This is a genomic window from Metasolibacillus fluoroglycofenilyticus, from assembly GCF_003049645.1.
GTDB classification, from domain to species: domain Bacteria; phylum Bacillota; class Bacilli; order Bacillales_A; family Planococcaceae; genus Metasolibacillus; species Metasolibacillus fluoroglycofenilyticus.
On sequence record NZ_PYWK01000001.1, the window covers coordinates 340,586 to 358,124 of the forward strand.

14 protein-coding genes are annotated in these 17,539 nt (G+C 38.2%); 13 read left to right on the forward strand and 1 reads right to left on the reverse strand.

Annotated elements, in window-relative coordinates; genetic code table 11:
• Positions 1–324: 324 nt before the first annotated feature.
• Together rpoE and pyrG are read left to right on the forward strand one after the other, a co-directional pair.
• Entirely contained in the window at positions 325–873 is a 549-nt protein-coding gene (gene rpoE / locus C9J36_RS01515; RefSeq protein WP_201261882.1) for a DNA-directed RNA polymerase subunit delta, read from the forward strand.
• 362 nt (positions 874–1,235) lie between these two features.
• Positions 1,236–2,837 carry a CTP synthase gene (pyrG, locus tag C9J36_RS01520; RefSeq protein WP_066168211.1) on the forward strand — a complete coding sequence of 534 codons (1,602 nt, stop codon included), beginning with the start codon at positions 1,236–1,238 and terminating at the stop codon, positions 2,835–2,837.
• Positions 2,838–2,905: 68 nt separating this feature from the next.
• Here the strand turns inward: pyrG and C9J36_RS01525 are convergent, their stop codons facing one another.
• Positions 2,906–3,466, reverse strand: coding sequence for a DUF2529 family protein (locus tag C9J36_RS01525; RefSeq protein WP_066168213.1), 561 nt, complete (start codon positions 3,464–3,466; stop codon positions 2,906–2,908).
• Between the two features lie 344 nt (positions 3,467–3,810).
• On the opposite strand from C9J36_RS01525, the gene C9J36_RS01530 reads away from it, so the two are divergent.
• From C9J36_RS01530 to C9J36_RS01580, 11 genes are all read left to right on the forward strand, one after another.
• Positions 3,811–4,191, forward strand: a complete 381-nt coding sequence (locus C9J36_RS01530; RefSeq protein ID WP_235616042.1) for a response regulator — start codon at positions 3,811–3,813, stop codon at positions 4,189–4,191.
• A gap of 123 nt (positions 4,192–4,314) precedes the next feature.
• The gene (locus C9J36_RS01535; RefSeq protein ID WP_066168216.1) at positions 4,315–5,169 is read left to right on the forward strand and encodes a class II fructose-bisphosphate aldolase; all 855 of its coding nucleotides are present in this window, start codon (positions 4,315–4,317) and stop codon (positions 5,167–5,169) included.
• 254 nt (positions 5,170–5,423) lie between these two features.
• On the forward strand, positions 5,424–6,074 hold the full coding sequence (gene fsa, locus C9J36_RS01540) for a fructose-6-phosphate aldolase (RefSeq protein WP_066168218.1): 651 nt from the start codon (positions 5,424–5,426) through the stop codon (positions 6,072–6,074).
• A gap of 30 nt (positions 6,075–6,104) precedes the next feature.
• Entirely contained in the window at positions 6,105–7,376 is a 1,272-nt protein-coding gene (gene murA, locus C9J36_RS01545; RefSeq protein ID WP_066168220.1) for a UDP-N-acetylglucosamine 1-carboxyvinyltransferase, read from the forward strand.
• A 63-nt stretch (positions 7,377–7,439) separates the two neighbouring features.
• Complete coding sequence (gene glpX / locus C9J36_RS01550; protein WP_066168223.1) at positions 7,440–8,396, forward strand: class II fructose-bisphosphatase; 957 nt, start codon at positions 7,440–7,442, stop codon at positions 8,394–8,396.
• A 93-nt stretch (positions 8,397–8,489) separates the two neighbouring features.
• Positions 8,490–9,773, forward strand: a complete 1,284-nt coding sequence (gene rho / locus C9J36_RS01555; RefSeq protein ID WP_066168225.1) for a transcription termination factor Rho — start codon at positions 8,490–8,492, stop codon at positions 9,771–9,773.
• A 727-nt stretch (positions 9,774–10,500) separates the two neighbouring features.
• Positions 10,501–12,066, forward strand: coding sequence for an AraC family transcriptional regulator (locus tag C9J36_RS01560; RefSeq protein ID WP_161956364.1), 1,566 nt, complete (start codon positions 10,501–10,503; stop codon positions 12,064–12,066).
• Positions 12,067–12,164: 98 nt separating this feature from the next.
• Entirely contained in the window at positions 12,165–13,112 is a 948-nt protein-coding gene (locus tag C9J36_RS01565; RefSeq protein WP_107942028.1) for an ABC transporter substrate-binding protein, read from the forward strand.
• A gap of 24 nt (positions 13,113–13,136) precedes the next feature.
• On the forward strand, positions 13,137–14,207 hold the full coding sequence (locus C9J36_RS01570) for a serine hydrolase domain-containing protein (RefSeq protein ID WP_066168230.1): 1,071 nt from the start codon (positions 13,137–13,139) through the stop codon (positions 14,205–14,207).
• 164 nt (positions 14,208–14,371) lie between these two features.
• Positions 14,372–15,325 (forward strand): ABC transporter substrate-binding protein, encoded by a 954-nt coding sequence (locus C9J36_RS01575; protein WP_107942029.1) that lies wholly within the window; start codon positions 14,372–14,374, stop codon positions 15,323–15,325.
• Between the two features lie 284 nt (positions 15,326–15,609).
• Positions 15,610–17,493: an AraC family transcriptional regulator gene (locus C9J36_RS01580; RefSeq protein WP_161956365.1), complete on the forward strand. Its 1,884-nt coding sequence runs from the start codon at positions 15,610–15,612 to the stop codon at positions 17,491–17,493.
• Positions 17,494–17,539: the final 46 nt, after the last annotated feature.

Here is a 17,539-nt window from a genome sequence, read left to right on the forward strand (position 1 = left end):
AGACCAAAAAGGGCGGGTGGCAAAATGAAAAGCTTTCTAACATTTATGGTTATTATAACGGGCTTATTTGCCACCTTTGTATTGTATAATAGACAAATGGCCTCGATTCCTTTACTGCTTTTATCAGCATTTTTCTTTTACATAGGTGCGAAAGAGGTTGCAAAAATAAAAAATAGAAAATGAAGCTAGCATAGTTACGCTATGTTTGTATATAATGGATAACATGATTTGAAAAATTGGACTAAAATAGTTTCTAAAGGCATAATTAACTTTCAGGATCATGCCAAAACTAAATAAACGTAAAAAGAAAGGACGTGCACGATTTTGAACCTTCGTGAAATGACAAAAGAACAATTAGCTGAAGAATCACTAATCGACTTAGCATACGCAATTTTAGAAGAAAGAAAATCACCACTATTATTCGCCGATTTATTAAAAGAAATTCAAGTGTATAATGGTCTATCAGATGCTGAAATGAAAACACGCTTAATACAATTTTATACAGATATGAACATAGATGGTCGCTTCTTATTAAACCATGAAAATGGCTGGGGCTTACGCATTTGGTATAAGATTGAAACAATTGAAGAGGAAACTGCTCCAACAGTTAAAGTACGTAAGAAGAAGTCGAAGCAAGTAGAAGATGAGGATGAAGAAATTGAAGACCTCGATGAGGAAGATATCGGCTTTGAAGAAGACTTCGACGAGTTCGTAGAAGAAGAGGAAGAAATTGAAGAAGAGCTAATCGATTTTGATGATGAAGAAATCGAAGATATCGACGCTGAAATCGACGAGGACTTAATTGAGGAAGAAGATGAATTCCTTATCGATGAGGAAGAAGAATTAGAGGAAGATGAAGAGAACGAAGAGTAATTCTTCTTTTGACATGGCTCGTAATGGAAAGATTCCTAATCGTTAATACGAGATAAATTAAAATGTCATAAGCAAAAGTTCTTGACTTCTTTTCCGCTTCCATATAATCTTTTAATTGGGCTCCTTAAAAAAGGAGATTGACCGGATAAGTAACACGCTCCCCCTGCAAAATAAATGCAGGAGGAGCGTTTTTTGTTGTTGCTAACATACCCACAAAACTTGATTACCTATGATTAACTTCATTCAATGTACTGAAAGGTAGAAACCTCCCATTTCTACAAATGGTGAGATGAAGTTAAAACCTTCAGTAGATATGAAGGGGGGTAATTCAAGTTTTTCATAATTAGAAGGAGGAATACAAAATGACAAAGTATATTTTCGTAACAGGCGGCGTTGTATCTTCATTAGGAAAAGGAATCGTAGCGGCATCATTAGGTCGCATATTAAAAAATCGTGGATTGGAAGTAACGATTCAAAAATTCGACCCATACTTAAATATCGACCCAGGCACGATGAGCCCATACCAGCACGGAGAAGTTTTCGTAACAGACGATGGTGCTGAGGCTGACTTAGACTTAGGGCATTATGAGCGCTTTATCGATATCAACCTTGGCAAACACTCAACGGTTACGTCAGGTAAAGTATATCAATCTGTTTTAAATAAAGAACGACGTGGCGATTATAACGGTGGCACTGTTCAGGTAATTCCTCATGTAACAAATGAAATTAAAGAACGCATTCAACGTGCGGGTCGCGAAACTTCGGCAGACGTTGTGATTACAGAAATTGGCGGTACTGTAGGAGACTTTGAATCGCTTTCATTTCTAGAGGCAATACGCCAAATGCGTACAAACTTAGGACATAATAATGTTATGTACGTTCACTGTACATTGATGCCGTACATTAAAGCGGCGGGCGAAATGAAAACAAAGCCAACTCAACACTCTGTGAAAGAATTGCGCTCATTAGGTATTCAGCCAAACATTATCGTCTTGCGTACAGAGCAGCCTGTACCGCAAGAAATGAAGGAAAAAATTGCACTATTTTGTGACGTTCGACCATCAGATATTATTGAATCACGTGATGCAGAGCATTTATACGAAGTACCACTAAATTTATTGGCACAAGGCTTTGACCAAATTGTATTAGACCATTTTGGTATTGAAGCGCCAAAAGCAGATATGGAAGATTGGAAAGAGCTTGTTCATAAAGTGAAAAATTTAGGGAATAAAACTCGCATTGCTTTAGTAGGAAAATACGTAGAGCTTCAAGATGCCTATATTTCTGTAGTTGAAGCATTAAAGCATGCCGGCTATGTATATGACTCGGATATTGAAATTGATTGGATTAATGCCGAGGAAGTAACGGCTGCGAATGTAGAGCAAATATTAAATAAAGCGGATGGTATTTTAGTACCGGGTGGCTTTGGTGATCGTGGTATTGAAGGGAAAATCGAAGCAATTCGCTATGCGCGTGAAAATGATGTTCCATTTTTAGGTATTTGCTTAGGGATGCAGCTTGCGACAATTGAATTCGCACGCAATAAAATGGGCTTAGAAGGTGCGAATTCTACAGAATTAGATAAAGAAACAAAATATCCGATTATCGATTTCCTAGCAGACCAATCCGAGGATACAGATTTAGGCGGTACTTTACGTTTAGGCTTATATCCATGTAAGCTAAGGGAGGGTTCAGTAGCGCGCCATGCCTACAATGATGAAGAATTAGTTTATGAGCGCCATCGTCACCGTTATGAATTCAACAATGAATTCCGTGAGGCGATGGAGGCGGAAGGTATTGTCTTTTCAGGTGTTTCACCAGATAATAAGCTAGTGGAAATTATCGAGCTTCCAGACAAAAAGTTCTTTGTAGCTGCACAATTCCACCCAGAGCTCATTTCACGTCCGCAACGTCCACAACCGCTATTCCGTGAGTTTGTTGGTGCGGCATTTAACAATAAATAAGTAAGAAAAGGCTGTTAGGAGAGTAGGTATACACCAATACTTCCTAACAGCCTCTTCTATTTTTCGAATTAACCAAAAGGCGACTGAATTTCATCGTCTGCCTCATCATCCACTGCAAGCATTTCGTCATAAGACAGCTTAATTGCCTCATAGACGAAAAGCGCGACTAGTAAATGTGGCATTACAATACGTGCCCCAAGCTTTGTTGGATGAGGCAAAATGGCTCCACGTAAATTTAGGGAGACGTAAGTATAAGCGAGCTCGCTTAACTTATTATTATCATCTGCACGTTCACTAGCAATTGCTGCAAAAGGAATAAACGCATCATATAGCTGCTCTGCTAATGCAAGAGCTTGCGCATCGTTAGCATGTCGAGTAAAAATACATACTCGGTCGGCTTCAGTAATAACTGCATCGTCTGTCCATAAAGCCATTTTTGTCATTGGTTCGGCTGAAAGTTGCGCATTTTGTGCTACCCCCTGCATTTCACCAAAACAGGCAAAATAGACAGTTCCTTGCCCGATAGCAGCTTGTGCTAATAGGCGAGCTGTTTCCTCGATGGCATCCTCTTCGTTTTGTTGAATTTTTTGCAATACACCTGTTAGTTGTGTTGTTAAAATTTTCGACATAAATACACCTCTCCATCATTATAATTTTCACTAAAATAAAATGCAAAAATGCAAATTATATTGCTGATTATGAATCTCACTACAAAAAAAGGAAATTAATCTCATGGAACTATTGATTTATTTCGATATATGTAATAAATTACTAACATAAGGTAATTGTTCAAATTTTAGATATTTAACTTCTTTCAATGGATGTCACAGATTTTGAAGGGAGGCAAGCCCGATGCATGTCAGTTAATCGTTGGCACGTGTCGTAATAATTTTAGGGAATAATTTACTAACAAGCTCGGAAAAATCTGGATTAGAATTAACCAAAGTGTGATTGATGAATAAAGGGGGATGCTATTGTGGCAAAAATACTTATTGTAGACGATCAACAAGGGATTCGACTATTGTTAAACGAAGTTTTCAAAAAAGAGGGATATGAAACGTATTTAGCGTCAAATGGAATTGAAGCATTAAATATATTTAAAAATGAAGAAATTGATTGCGTCTTGCTTGATATGAAAATTCCCGGCATGAATGGAATTGAAATATTACGTGAATTACGTGCGCAAAGCGATGTAATAAATGTTGTTATGATGACAGCCTACGGTGAACAACAACTAATTGATGAGGCATTTCAACTAGGAGCAACAAAGTATTTTACCAAACCATTTAATATTTTTGAAGTGCGCGATGCAGTCAATGAAATACTAAATAACCGTAAAAATGAAGGTGTTTGAAATAACTTTTCAGACCCCTTCATTTTTGTTATGATAAGGATATGCGTTTATCTAGATTCAGCGAAGGCTCATTTGGAGTCAAAATAAACAATAACTGATCAACTATCCGAGGAGGATTTAATCATGGCATTAGTTTCGATGAAAGAAATGTTAATTAAAGCAAAAGCAGAAGGTTACGCAGTAGGACAGTTCAATATTAATAACTTAGAATTCACACAAGCCATTTTACAAGCTGCACAAGAAGAAAATTCACCAGTTATTTTAGGTGTATCGGAAGGTGCCGGGAAATATATGGGTGGCTTTATTGCGGTTGTTCATATGGTAAAAGGTTTAATCGAATCCTATAAGATTACAGTACCTGTGGCAATTCATTTAGACCACGGCTCGAGCTTTGAAAAATGTAAAGAGGCAATCGATGCAGGCTTTACTTCTGTTATGATTGATGCTTCTCACCATCCATTCGATGAAAATGTGAGTACAACTAAGGCTGTTGTGGAGTATGCGCATGCAAAAGGCGTATCTGTTGAAGCGGAGCTTGGCACAGTTGGTGGGGAAGAAGATGGCGTCATCGGTGGTATTATTTATGCAGATCCAGCCGAATGTAAGCGACTAGTAGAAGCAACGAATATTGATTGCTTAGCACCAGCATTAGGCTCTGTGCATGGACCATACAAAGGAGAGCCAAATTTAGGTTTTACTGAAATGGAGGAAATCTCTAAATTAGCAGACCTTCCATTAGTATTACACGGTGGAACAGGTATCCCAACAAAGGATATTCAACGTTCTATTTCATTAGGTACAGCGAAAATTAACGTCAATACAGAAAATCAAATTGCGGCAACAAAAGCAATTCGTGAAGTGCTAGCAAATGATACAAAGGTATATGACCCACGTAAATATTTAACACCTGCACGTGAAGCAATTAAAACAACAGTAGTTGGGAAAATGCGTGAATTCGGCAGCTCTCAAAAAGCATAAAATGCAATTGCAATCAGTGGGTGGGTCCTCATCCTCCACTGATTGTTAGTTTTCATCAATCATTCAGGTTATTTATCGTCCATTTGAACTGTTTTTCAGCAAATATAGGACCACTTGCCTGTATATGCGAGATAAATCATCCAAAAAATTTGGAAACAATGAATTATTCGCAGGAGAAGTGTCAGATTATTAAGCTTGACCTTCTCTTCATTTTTTGTTTGAAGTGAAATTGTTATTTAGGAGGATATTATAAAATGAAATTTTTTATTGATACAGCAAACTTTGAAGAAATCAAAGAAGCCTACTCATGGGGGATTTTATCTGGTGTTACGACAAACCCATCGCTAGTAGCAAAGGAGCCAGGTGTTAACTTCCATGATCGCCTAAAGGAAATCGCAGAGCTTGTTGACGGCTCAGTTTCTGGTGAGGTTATTTCTTTAGATGCTGAAGGAATGATTAGAGAAGGCGAGGAGCTAGCTGCAATTCATCCAAATATTACAGTGAAGCTACCGATGACGCCAGAAGGTTTAAAGGCATGTAAACATTTCTCTGAAAAAGGTATTAAAACAAACGTAACGCTTATTTTCAGCGCCAATCAAGCTTTAATGGCTGCCCGCGCAGGTGCAACTTACGTCTCTCCATTTCTAGGTCGTTTAGATGATATCGGACATAATGGTGTAGAGTTAATTTCTACAATTGCAGATATTTTCACGATACACGATATTAAAACAGAAATCATTGCTGCATCAATCCGTCACCCACAGCATATTACAGACGCAGCTCTAGCTGGTGCTCATATCTCAACAACACCATTTAAAGTATTACAGCAATTATTCAACCATCCATTAACAGATAAAGGAATTGAAGGGTTTTTAGCGGACTGGTCAAAGCGCCAAGGACAATAAAAAACACTTTCACTTTGAGGGAGATTCGTTATGGATGTTTATAAAATCACAGGACAACGACGTTTAAAAGGTACAGTGAAAGTTAGTGGAGCCAAAAATAGTGCAGTTGCTTTAATTCCGGCATCAATCCTAGCGAGTTCCTCCGTCACAATTGAAGGAATCCCTGCAATTTCAGACGCATGGACATTGAAAGCTTTACTAGAAGAAATTGGTGGGGAAGTGTCATTCGAGGACGGGCAAATGACAGTTGACCCAAGCAAGATGACAGCAATGCCACTGCCAAATGGCAATGTGAAAAAGCTACGTGCCTCATACTATATGATGGGCGCAATGCTAGGTCGCTTTAAAAAAGCAGTTATTGGCTTACCTGGAGGCTGTTTCTTAGGACCACGCCCAATTGACCAGCATATTAAAGGCTTTGAGGCATTAGGTGCAACAGTGTCAAATGAGCATGGTGCAATTTATTTACGTGCTGACGAATTGATAGGTGCGAAAATTTATTTAGACGTAGCAAGTGTAGGTGCAACTATTAATATTATGCTTGCCGCTGTTCGCGCAAAAGGACGCACAGTTATTGAGAATGCTGCGAAAGAACCAGAAATTATTGACGTTGCCACATTGTTAACAAATATGGGTGCGAAAATTAAAGGTGCAGGTACGAGCGTGATTCGCATTGATGGTGTAGAGGACTTACATGGTACAAATCATACGATTATTCCCGACCGTATTGAAGCCTCTACCTTTACGATTATGGCGGCAGCTATTGGTGATGGTGTCACAATTGATAACGTCATCCCATTGCATTTAGAGTCATTAGTAGCTAAATTAAGGGAAATGGGCGTTAAAGTAGAAATAGGAGAAGAAAGTATTTTTATACCAAAGCAAACAACTGATTTAACTGCTGTCGATATAAAAACACTTGTTTATCCTGGTATTGCCACAGATATTCAGCAGCCTTTATCTGTGCTACTAACACAAGCAAATGGCTCTTCAAAAGTAACGGATACAATCTATTCTGCAAGATTTAAGCATATTGACGAGCTGCGTAGAATGAATGCAAATGCACGAGTTGAGGGCAATACAGCAATTATTCAAGGGCCTACACAATTGCAAGGCTCAACTGTCACTGCCACAGATTTACGTGCGGGTGCAGCATTAGTATTAGCTGGATTAATTGCAGAAGGCGAAACAGAAATTCACGACATTTACCATATCGAGCGGGGTTACGGTGGATTGATTGAAAAACTTTGTGCACTTGGAGCGGAAATTCACCGTGAAACAATTGTACATACAAGCAAATAATTGACTGTTTACAATCGACGAAAAAGAAACCGTGAAGGTATGATAGCAGGAGGAAAAGGAAACATGGAACGCAGTTTATCAATGGAAGTAGTACGAGTAACAGAAGCAGCAGCGATTGCCTCTGCGAAATGGATGGGACGAGGCGAAAAAGTAGCTGCCGATGATGCAGCTACAACGGCGATGCGTACGATGTTCGATACAATTCCAATGCACGCGACAGTAGTAATTGGGGAAGGCGAAATGGACGAAGCGCCAATGCTTTATATTGGCGAAGAGCTTGGATTACGCAACGGTGGTCCAGAGGTTGACATCGCTGTAGACCCATTAGAGGGTACGAATATTATTGCTAAAGGAGCAAACGGCGCAATGACAGTGTTAGCAATTGCAGACCGCGGTAACTTGCTCAATGCACCAGATATGTATATGGATAAAATTGCTGTTGGCCCCGAGGCTGCGGGTAAAATTGATATTAATGCTTCTGTCACATATAATTTATTACAAGTTGCCAAAGCAAAAAATAAAAATGTCTCCGATGTTGTGGCTACATTACTGGATCGACCACGCCATCAAGCGATTGTCGATGAAATTCGTGAGGCAGGAGCGCGCATTAAGTTTATTCAAGATGGGGATGTAGGCGCAGCAATTAATACAGCATTCGATGAGACAGGTATCGATATTATGTTTGGTATCGGTGGCGCACCAGAAGGCGTCATCTCAGCAGTTGCGTTGAAATGCTTAGGTGGCGATTTCCAAGCGAAACTTGTACCTGAAAATGAAGAACAGTTAGAACGTTGTAATAAAATGGGCATTGATGTGAATAAAGTATTGTATATGGACGATTTGGTAAAAGGTGATGATGCTATTTTTGCAGCAACGGCTGTAACAGACTGTGAGCTTTTACGAGGCGTTCAATACAAAGGAGCATATGCCTTAACACATTCAGTTGTAATGCGTGCTAAATCGGGAACTGTACGATTTATTGAAGGTCGTCACAGCATTGAGAAAAAACCAACGTATTAAGCTTCTCTACGATAGGGCTGAGTTGAATCAGCCCTGCTCTTCTTAAGAACAATTCTCCGACAAGTAAAATTTTAAAAAGACTGGGGTCATCATATGACAGCTCTTACAATTGGGCAATTAGAAAATATGACATTAAAAGAGCTTTACGCTCTTGCACGAGATTATAAAATTTCATATTATAGCAAATTAACAAAAAAAGAATTAATTTTTGCGATTTTAAAAACACGTTCCGAGCAGGAAGGCTTCTTCTTTATGGAAGGGGTACTTGAAATTGTATCGCAGGAAGGCTTTGGATTTTTACGTCCAATCAACTACTCACCTTCTAAAGAAGACATATATATTTCTGCCTCGCAAATTCGACGTTTTGATTTACGTAATGGTGATAAAGTTTCAGGGAAGGTACGTCCACCAAAAGAAAATGAGCGCTATTATGGCTTATTACAGGTAGATGCAGTAAATGGTGAAGACCCTGAAGTTGCAAAAGAGCGAGTGCATTTCCCTGCCTTAACACCACTTTATCCAGACCGTCAAATTAAACTAGAAACAACATCTAAAAAATTATCTACACGTATCATGGATTTAATTGCACCGGTAGGATTTGGCCAGCGCGGTTTAATTGTCGCGCCACCGAAAGCAGGGAAGACATCTTTATTAAAGGAAATTGCAAATGCGATTACGACAAATTACCCTGAGGCAGAGTTAATCGTATTATTAATCGATGAGCGACCTGAAGAGGTAACAGATATTGAGCGTTCCGTAAAAGCGGACGTTGTTTCCTCGACATTCGATGAAGTACCTGAAAATCATGTCAAGGTAGCAGAAATCGTACTAGAGCGTGCGCGTCGTTTAGTAGAGCATAAACGTGATGTAATTATTTTAATGGACTCTATTACTCGTCTAGCGCGCGCTTATAACTTAGTTATTCCACCAAGTGGACGTACATTATCAGGCGGTATTGATCCTGCCGCATTCCATCGCCCAAAACGCTTCTTCGGCTCAGCCCGTAATATTGAAGAGGGTGGAAGTTTAACAATTTTAGCAACAGCTTTAGTTGATACAGGAAGCCGTATGGATGAAGTTATTTATGAGGAGTTTAAAGGTACAGGGAACTTAGAGCTGCATTTAGACCGAGCTTTAGCAGAGCGTCGAATTTTCCCTGCTTTAGATATTCGTCGCTCGGGTACGCGAAAAGAGGAATTGCTTATTCCAAAAGAGCAGCTAGATAAACTATGGGCAATTCGCAAAACATTTAGTGATGCACCAGACTTTGCTGAAAAGTTTTTACGCAAGTTGCGCACAACGGAAACAAACGAAGAATTTTTCGACAAGCTCAATGAGGACATGAAAAAAGCAACGAATGGTAAAGGGTTATTATAGGTGATAAACCTTTTGCAATAAGCTGATTTTCGCTGAATGGTGCAATTTCCCACATCTTCGTATGATAAGCACGCTAGTGTGCTTGAATTTTTGATAGAAGGGAACAGCGCATCGAATACTTGATAGATTATGAACAGCAGATAAAGCTCGTAGCCTTAAGCGCGAGAAAAATCTGCTGTTTTTCTTGTAGTTAGACGAAATTCAGTTACTTTGATAGGGGCTGTCCCAAAAAGCCGTGCATAGCCGGCTTTTGGGACAGTAGCGATGACCTTTTACAAAAGTGTTGACTCATATAAATACGGAAGGTCTCATTTGCAAGTGTGACGAACACTCGCTTTAGCAGTGTTTCTCTTCGTAAAAGAGAAGCGATGAAAACTTTTATTTCAATGCATCGTCAAAACAAAATGGACTTTCTCCTATTAACGCAGGCGTGTTGATTATGTAAATGCCTCCTATTGATTGGCGTGTTTTTAGGGAGAAATACTTTTTTAGGCAGACACTTGTTGATTGAAGTAGAGGATGGCGAGTGCTCCTAGTGGCTACTCGTTGCAAAGTAAACTTTCCAGCAGAAAGAGTGCGAGCTGTAAATCCATTTATTTCGGTATTTGCCGAAATAAATTAGTTGAAGCCGCACCTGCAACGGAAAACGATGATTTTTAGGTATTATCTGTAAAATAAAGGATAATCAACAAGCCTGCTATTAACGATAAAAGAAAGGGGAATGGCGTTGTTTCATTTTCTTGATATTGAAGTGTTGAATAGCAAATTGAAACGATATGAACAGCAAAATCTTGAAAGTAACTACATATTGCTTGTCACAAAGGGAGAGGTCAATGTTACTAAAGATGACAAACAATATTACTTAACTAAAAATAGCATGTATATTTGCTCTAAGCAGAAACATCTTGCACTTCAGATAGATTTAGAGAATGTTGTCACTGCTTATCTTATTCGCTTTGACATGCATGAAAAGGAGCAAAACATTATACCTGTAAAGGAAGCAGGTGAAAAAATCTATTTAGCACAAACAGGAGAAATTATTGAACTATGCAACCGACTTGTCTGGCTCTCGAAAAGTCCAATAAAAGAAGACCAACTGCTTGGACAAGCCAATTTTTATATGCTGCTACATGCTATTGTAAAAAATCGTATATCTTCAGATAGAAATTTACTAGGTATGCTAGAAAAAACAAAGCAACATATACAATATCATTTTCATGAATCCATTCAAGTGAAGGATTTAGCCCAAATGATGAATATAAGCTCTAAGTATTATATGGAGCTATTTAGAAAACAATTTGGTCTTAGCGCTACCCAATATTTAACGAAAGTGAGAATTGAAGCATCGAAATGGCTGCTGATAAAAGAGAATAAAACGCTTCGGGAAATAGCTAGTGAGGTAGGCTATAAAGATGAATTTTATTTCAGCAGAAGATTTAAGCAAGAAGTTGGGGTTTTCCCCTCGTTATTTATGAAAAGTCGTAGAAAGAATATCGTTGTGTTAGATAGCTCCTTTTTTGGTTTACTTGCACCTTTACACTATATTCCAGTTGCAGCACCTCTTCACCCCACATGGCGATTTTATTATTATAAGGAGTTCGGCAATCATGTAGTGACTCATTTAGTTGTCGGTAGAACACCTCCTATTTTAAATGAAAATATTATGCTGCTACAGCGAAAAAATATTCAATACGACCTCATACTCTGTTTAGATAATATCAACGAGGAACAGCTCACTTCATTGCAAAAGCTAGGTCATGTATATCAATTAGCATGGACTCGTTTATCATGGCGAGAACAATTATTAGAAGTGGCTCGGCTTTTAGATGCGGAAAATGAAGCAAATAATTGGCTAATTGAATATGAGCAGGCTGTGCAAAAGGCTGTAGCCTGCCTAGAAACAACTTATCATGAGCAAACCTTTTTATTTTTATTAGTTATGGGCAATAAATGTTATCAGTATCAGGATCGTAGCATTCAAGAGGTTTTGTTGGGGGATTTAGGATTACGACTTGCAAATACATTAACGGGCGAGGAACAGCAATCTGTTACGGTGGGGCAGTTAGCGAAAATAAATCCAGACGTTATAATGGTTCTTGTTTATGAGGATGAGGAATCTATGCAAACATGGAGTGAACTGCAAGTGGATGAAACATGGCTTGAATTGAAGTCTGTACGCAATCGAAATGTATATAGGCTGACACATTTCCCATGGCGTGATTATGCACCTTTACCACATTATCTCATGGTGAAGGAAATAGAAAAACGGTTAACCTCCAAAAGTTCATCATAACAACCTCCTTTTCTACATGGACGAGAGGGAACTATTTATTTATCATTGATAATAGTTCTCATTCTCATTGGGGGCTAAGTGTAGAGGAGGCGTTCTTGATGAAGAAAACAATGATTATATTGAGTATTTTCATGTTTATTTTTGTATTATCAGCATGTAAAGAAAAGCAGCAGGGCTCTAGTTTACAAAACGAGGAACAAACAAAAACAATTACTTATTTAAACGATGACTATATAATTCCAGTCAAACCGCAAAAAATTATTTTCTTAAATGCTTTTGAGTCAATAGAGGATGCAATTGTTTTAGGGGTTGAGCCATATGCAGCAAGTGCAATTGGGGATGAGGAAGAGCCTTTTCCTAGCTTTTTTGGGGAAACAACAACCAATACAATTCCACTCCTAGAAACAAGTGGTGACAGCTTGGAATATATTTTGAAGCTAGCGCCAGATTTAATTATTAGTACGGATATGGAAGACCCTAAAATTTTAGAACAGCTAGAGAAAATTGCTCCAGTAATTCCAACATCGCATTATGGACCAGACTGGCAGGCGAATCTTGAAATGCTTGCAGAGGTGACAGGAAAAACAGAGAAAGCGAAAGCACTTATTGAAAACTATCATCAAGATAAGCGAGAAGCAGTTAGCTATTTAAGCTCTTTCCAAGAGAAAGATGTAATGGCAATTCGTGTTAGGGGTGGCGAGATGATGGTTTATCCTGAAGATGTCTTCCTGAACGATGTACTGTACGGCGAATTAAATCTCCGAGTACCAAAAAGCATTCAACAAGTAAATCAGCAAACAGTGATTTCGTTAGAAGGTCTTTATCAGGCTAATCCAGATTACATTTTTATTCAATATGATTTATATGAAAATGATATGGATGGAAGTATACTAGATGAGCTGCAGCAGAGTGAGGTGTGGAAAGGGCTAAAGGCAGTTCAAAGCAATCAAGTATTTGTTAACAAGATTGACCCACTCGTTATGGGGGGCGGTACATTAAATGGTCGAATCCGCATTTTAGAAGCGGCAATGCAAACGATAAAGTAAAACAACAACGGAAAGGGGAACTATGTGAATATATCAGAAAAACTTGAGCAACTGTTTTCCACTAGTTTCGAGCGGGGGCTATTTTCAGGGAATGTGCTAGTAGCTAAAGATGGTAAAGTGCTCTATACAGGGATATTCGGTTTATCGAATTACTATAGTGAAGAACAGCTTACAAGCAACTCTATCTTTGAGCTTGCCTCTGTTACGAAGCCATTAACAGCTATTGGTATTGGGATTTTAGTGGAGCAAGGAAAGCTTAATTATAGTGATTCTATTGAAAAATGGCTTCCTAATTTCCCATATCCTCGCATTACTTTGCGACATGCATTGACACATACATCTGGCTTACCTGATTATATGGAGCTGTTTGAAAAGCATTGGGATTATCAGCGAATTGCGACAAATACAGATGTTCTACATTTATTAGCTACATATAGACCCCAACCTTATTTTAATGCTGGGGAGAAATATCAGTATAGTAATACAGGCTATGTTTGTTTAGCTAGTGTAATTGAAGCAGCAGCCCGTATGCCTTATTCAACCTTTATGCAGAACTATGTTTTCACCCCTGCTAAAATGCACCGTACAAAAATAATGAATCGTAGATATAAGCCTGAATTTATCGAGGATTTTGCCTATGGCTTTATTCGGAGCGCGGAAAACTCGCCACTCATTTTGCCTGATGGACTACCAGGCTATGAATTTGTCAAATATTTAGACGGTATTCAAGGGGATGGCATGATTCATTCAACAATTATAGATTTACTTTCTTTGGACACTAAGCTACGAAGCGGTGATTTACTTAGTGCATCTTCATTAGATTTAGCTTTATCACCAATTTTGACAGAAGATGGTCAAAAAACGCCTTGTGGCTATGGCTGGTTTATCGATAATATTCCTAACATAGGAATACGAATTTCTCATAGTGGGGGATGGCCAGGCTATTCAACTATGTTAGCTAGTTATCTAGAGGCAGGCTATACTGTCATCCTACTAAGCAATGTAGAAAACTTATATGCTAAAGAGAGCATGTCCAGTTGGTTACAGCAAGTTGAACAATATATCTCTGAGAGCATTATTAGAGAAACTGAGTAAAAAATTAGGAAGCCACTTCTTACATAGTGAAGCTTTAATATAGAAACTAAGGCTGTCCGAAAAGGAATACCTTTTTGGACAGTCTTTTTTAAAATCACATTGATAATGAGAATCATTATCGTTATAATGAGGGAGTATTATAGATAAAACGAGGAGGAGCATTAATGAAGCTTTATATTAAAAAATCATTGTTCGTAATAATAGCGGTTAGTATGCTGTTCATTTTACCAGCATGTAGTAATAAAAATAAGGATACTTCTGAAGATACGGTAAATGACATGACACGTACAGTAACAGATTCGGTAGGTCGTAAAGTAGAAATACCGACAAATCCGCAGCGTATCATCGTGGATTGGGATTTAGGTCATGTGTTAGCAGTAGGCATTGTACCAGTAGGCTCAACTACAAAGGTTATGGGCTATGGTGAGTTTTTAAAAGATTATTATCAGGGGCAAGAAATTGTTGATTTAGGGAATGAGGATGCCGTATCTTTAGAAACTGCTACTAGTCTGAAGCCAGATTTAATCATTACATATGGGGAAGAAAAAATAGAGCAATATGAGAAAATTGCACCAACTATCGTATTTAGTACGGCTGCTTATGCTGATGTGGAGGCAGAAATGACAGCGATAGGTGAGTTTTTAAATCGTCAAGAAGAGGCTAAAAAATTTATGGCAGATTATTCAGCACGTGCAAAGGCAGCTGAAGAAAAAATAAAGGCTTCTATACCAGAAGGTGTAACATTTTCACTTTTCACATTATCAGATAAGGATATTGCAGTAATCCCAAGTGGTACATCTGGTGGAGAGGCAATGTATGATTTATTGAGACTTACAGCACCAGCCTCTGTTGAAAAATTGATTGAAGACAGCAATGGAGATTGGCAAAAGCGCCGTATTTCATGGGAAATCGTAGGCGACTATGTAGGGGATTATGTAGGCGTTATAGATTACGGGGCGCAGTATGAAGCTACTTCTACATGGAAAAACTTAGATGTTGTCAAGAACAATAAAGTCATTACATTTGATGGCAAGTACTTTTTCCTAGCAGACCCAATCTCAGTTATTAATCAAGCAGAGCAAATGGCACAAAAAATAATTGAAGTAGTAGAAAAGTGATAAAGTGAAACTTCAATCAGTGGGCGTCTTGCTGCCCGTTAATGCGGGATAAATGTAGAGGAGCGGTCTGAAAGCTATTTTGAGACATGCGCTTTACGTGATAATTTATTGTGACCACCGCAGGAGCACATATTTTTTGTGCCGATAGCAAGGTGACGGGTACAGAAGTCTCCCACCTCATAATCTTTAGGCGATAAAATGAGCGTTTTTAATGAATGTCCAAAGGCACCAAGACGAGACGAAGTGTAATTACCCTGAAACGTAATAAATTGGAGGTAAGCATTATGAATTATGAAGCACATATGCTGTTGTGGGAAAATACATATGCAAAAATAAAGAAAATAGATTATGCATATCAGACAAATGCAACAATTCAACAAGTGATGCCATACAGTGCCTTGCTAGTCATCGTCGGTGGTAATGTAGACCTCTGTCTAGGCCAAACTCCTTATCATATTCAAAATTTTAGTATATTTCATGTAGGGAAATCTGAATTCCTCGATATGAAAACTACTGAAAGCTATAGTTATTACATGATTTATTATCAAGGAGATGTTATTTATCTAGATGCTTTTATCCAGCATTTATATATAGAGTACCGACCTTTTCATACTAATTTTTCTTGTCTACCTGCAAATCCAATTGCCATTGAATTATTGCTGCGGGATATGTACAACAAATGGAAGACAGAGTCGTTTCAGGAACATTTATCTGTTAAGGCAATTTTTTACGAATTAATTTATCGAATCTTTCGTGAATTTACAGAAGGACAAGGAAAGTCACATGAAGTAGATTTAGCGGAAACAGCACGCCGTTACATCGAACAGCATGTGCATGAAGCTGTTACGGTACAAAAGCTGGCAGACTCATTAAATATAAGTACTCGCCATCTACTACGTATTTTCAGAGAGCGTTATGGGGAGGGTCCACAAAATTATTTACAAAAAATGCGTCTAACACTTGCCCAAAAATATTTACAGAGCAATTCAATGAGTATTAAAGAAATTGCAGCCGCACTTGGCTATGAGGATGAATATTATTTTAGTCGAGTCTTTAAAAAGCAACTACAAATAACACCGACTGCTTTCAGGCTGAAATATCTAGTTAATATGTCTGATTTCCCTATTACAAATGATAATCATTTTCAATACAATGAGAATCAGCTTGTACAGGCAATTCGATTAGAAAGCAGGGAATATAGACTAATGAAACAAACATTTATTCATAGCATTAGAGTACCATTTATCATCAGCTTAATCGCATTATTAGCAGCTTGTGGTAATGATGAGACAGAGAAAAAAGCAGAGCAAGTAATAAAAGAGGAAGCAGAAACACGTGTAATAACAGATCTGACAGGGGAAGAGATAGAAATTCCAACAAATCCAGAGCGAATCGTCTTACAAGGAAATGCTATTGGAGATTTATTAGCACTTGGCATAGAACCTGTTGGAGTAGACCGTCGCTTTATTGATAGTGGAGTAATAGAGAATAATGGAAAAATTGCTGCAGCAGATATCGGTTATCCAACAAATTTAGAAAAAGTAGTAACGCTAAATCCAGATTTAATTATGCTAGGATATGTGCTGGAAAATGAAGTAGAAGAAGCATCTAAAATTGCACCAACCGTTGTGTTCAATGGTATGCTCCCACTCAAAGAAAGATTGCCTATTGTTGCAAATATTATTGGGAAAAAAACAGAAGCAGAGGAAGTACTTAAAAATTATGAGGAAAATGTAGAAGCAATGTGGGAACAACTTCGAGCAAATGGTTTAATAGCTGAAGGAGAGACGGCAGTAGTGCTTCAATATTATTGGAATAAAATGATGTATGTGATGAAAACAGGTGGTGTAGCCGATTTAATCTATTCTCCTATGGGGTTTGCTATGGATGAAAAGGTGGAGGAATTACAACCAAATAGCGGACCATATATCGAGATTTCTGAAGAAACTATGCATGACTTACTTATCGGTGACCATTTATTTGTACTGATATCTGTAGATGAGGAAGCTAAAAACTCTTTTAAAGAGTTACAAGAAAAACCTTTATGGAAGTCTCTACCTGCCGTGAAAAATAATAAGGCACATTATATTGAAGATAAATGGAATTATACTGATATGACGACAAGTAATATGTTATTAGAGAGGTTTCCAACTATGTTGACAGAATAATTGTCAGCAAGCTCTTTCACTTTGAAGAGATAAGATATGTCAGCAG

What these genes read in the sequence shown, in the direction of transcription:
- pyrG (WP_066168211.1), top strand. Translation starts at nt 1,236, where the DNA reads ATGACAAAGTATATTTTCGTAACAGGCGGCGTTGTATCTTCATTAGGA.
- C9J36_RS01525 (WP_066168213.1), bottom strand. Translation starts at nt 3,466, where the DNA reads ATGTCGAAAATTTTAACAACACAACTAACAGGTGTATTGCAAAAAATT.
- C9J36_RS01535 (WP_066168216.1), top strand. Translation starts at nt 4,315, where the DNA reads ATGGCATTAGTTTCGATGAAAGAAATGTTAATTAAAGCAAAAGCAGAA.
- fsa (WP_066168218.1), top strand. Translation starts at nt 5,424, where the DNA reads ATGAAATTTTTTATTGATACAGCAAACTTTGAAGAAATCAAAGAAGCC.
- murA (WP_066168220.1), top strand. Translation starts at nt 6,105, where the DNA reads ATGGATGTTTATAAAATCACAGGACAACGACGTTTAAAAGGTACAGTG.
- glpX (WP_066168223.1), top strand. Translation starts at nt 7,440, where the DNA reads ATGGAACGCAGTTTATCAATGGAAGTAGTACGAGTAACAGAAGCAGCA.
- rho (WP_066168225.1), top strand. Translation starts at nt 8,490, where the DNA reads ATGACAGCTCTTACAATTGGGCAATTAGAAAATATGACATTAAAAGAG.
- C9J36_RS01565 (WP_107942028.1), top strand. Translation starts at nt 12,165, where the DNA reads ATGAAGAAAACAATGATTATATTGAGTATTTTCATGTTTATTTTTGTA.
- C9J36_RS01575 (WP_107942029.1), top strand. Translation starts at nt 14,372, where the DNA reads ATGAAGCTTTATATTAAAAAATCATTGTTCGTAATAATAGCGGTTAGT.
- C9J36_RS01580 (WP_161956365.1), top strand. Translation starts at nt 15,610, where the DNA reads ATGAATTATGAAGCACATATGCTGTTGTGGGAAAATACATATGCAAAA.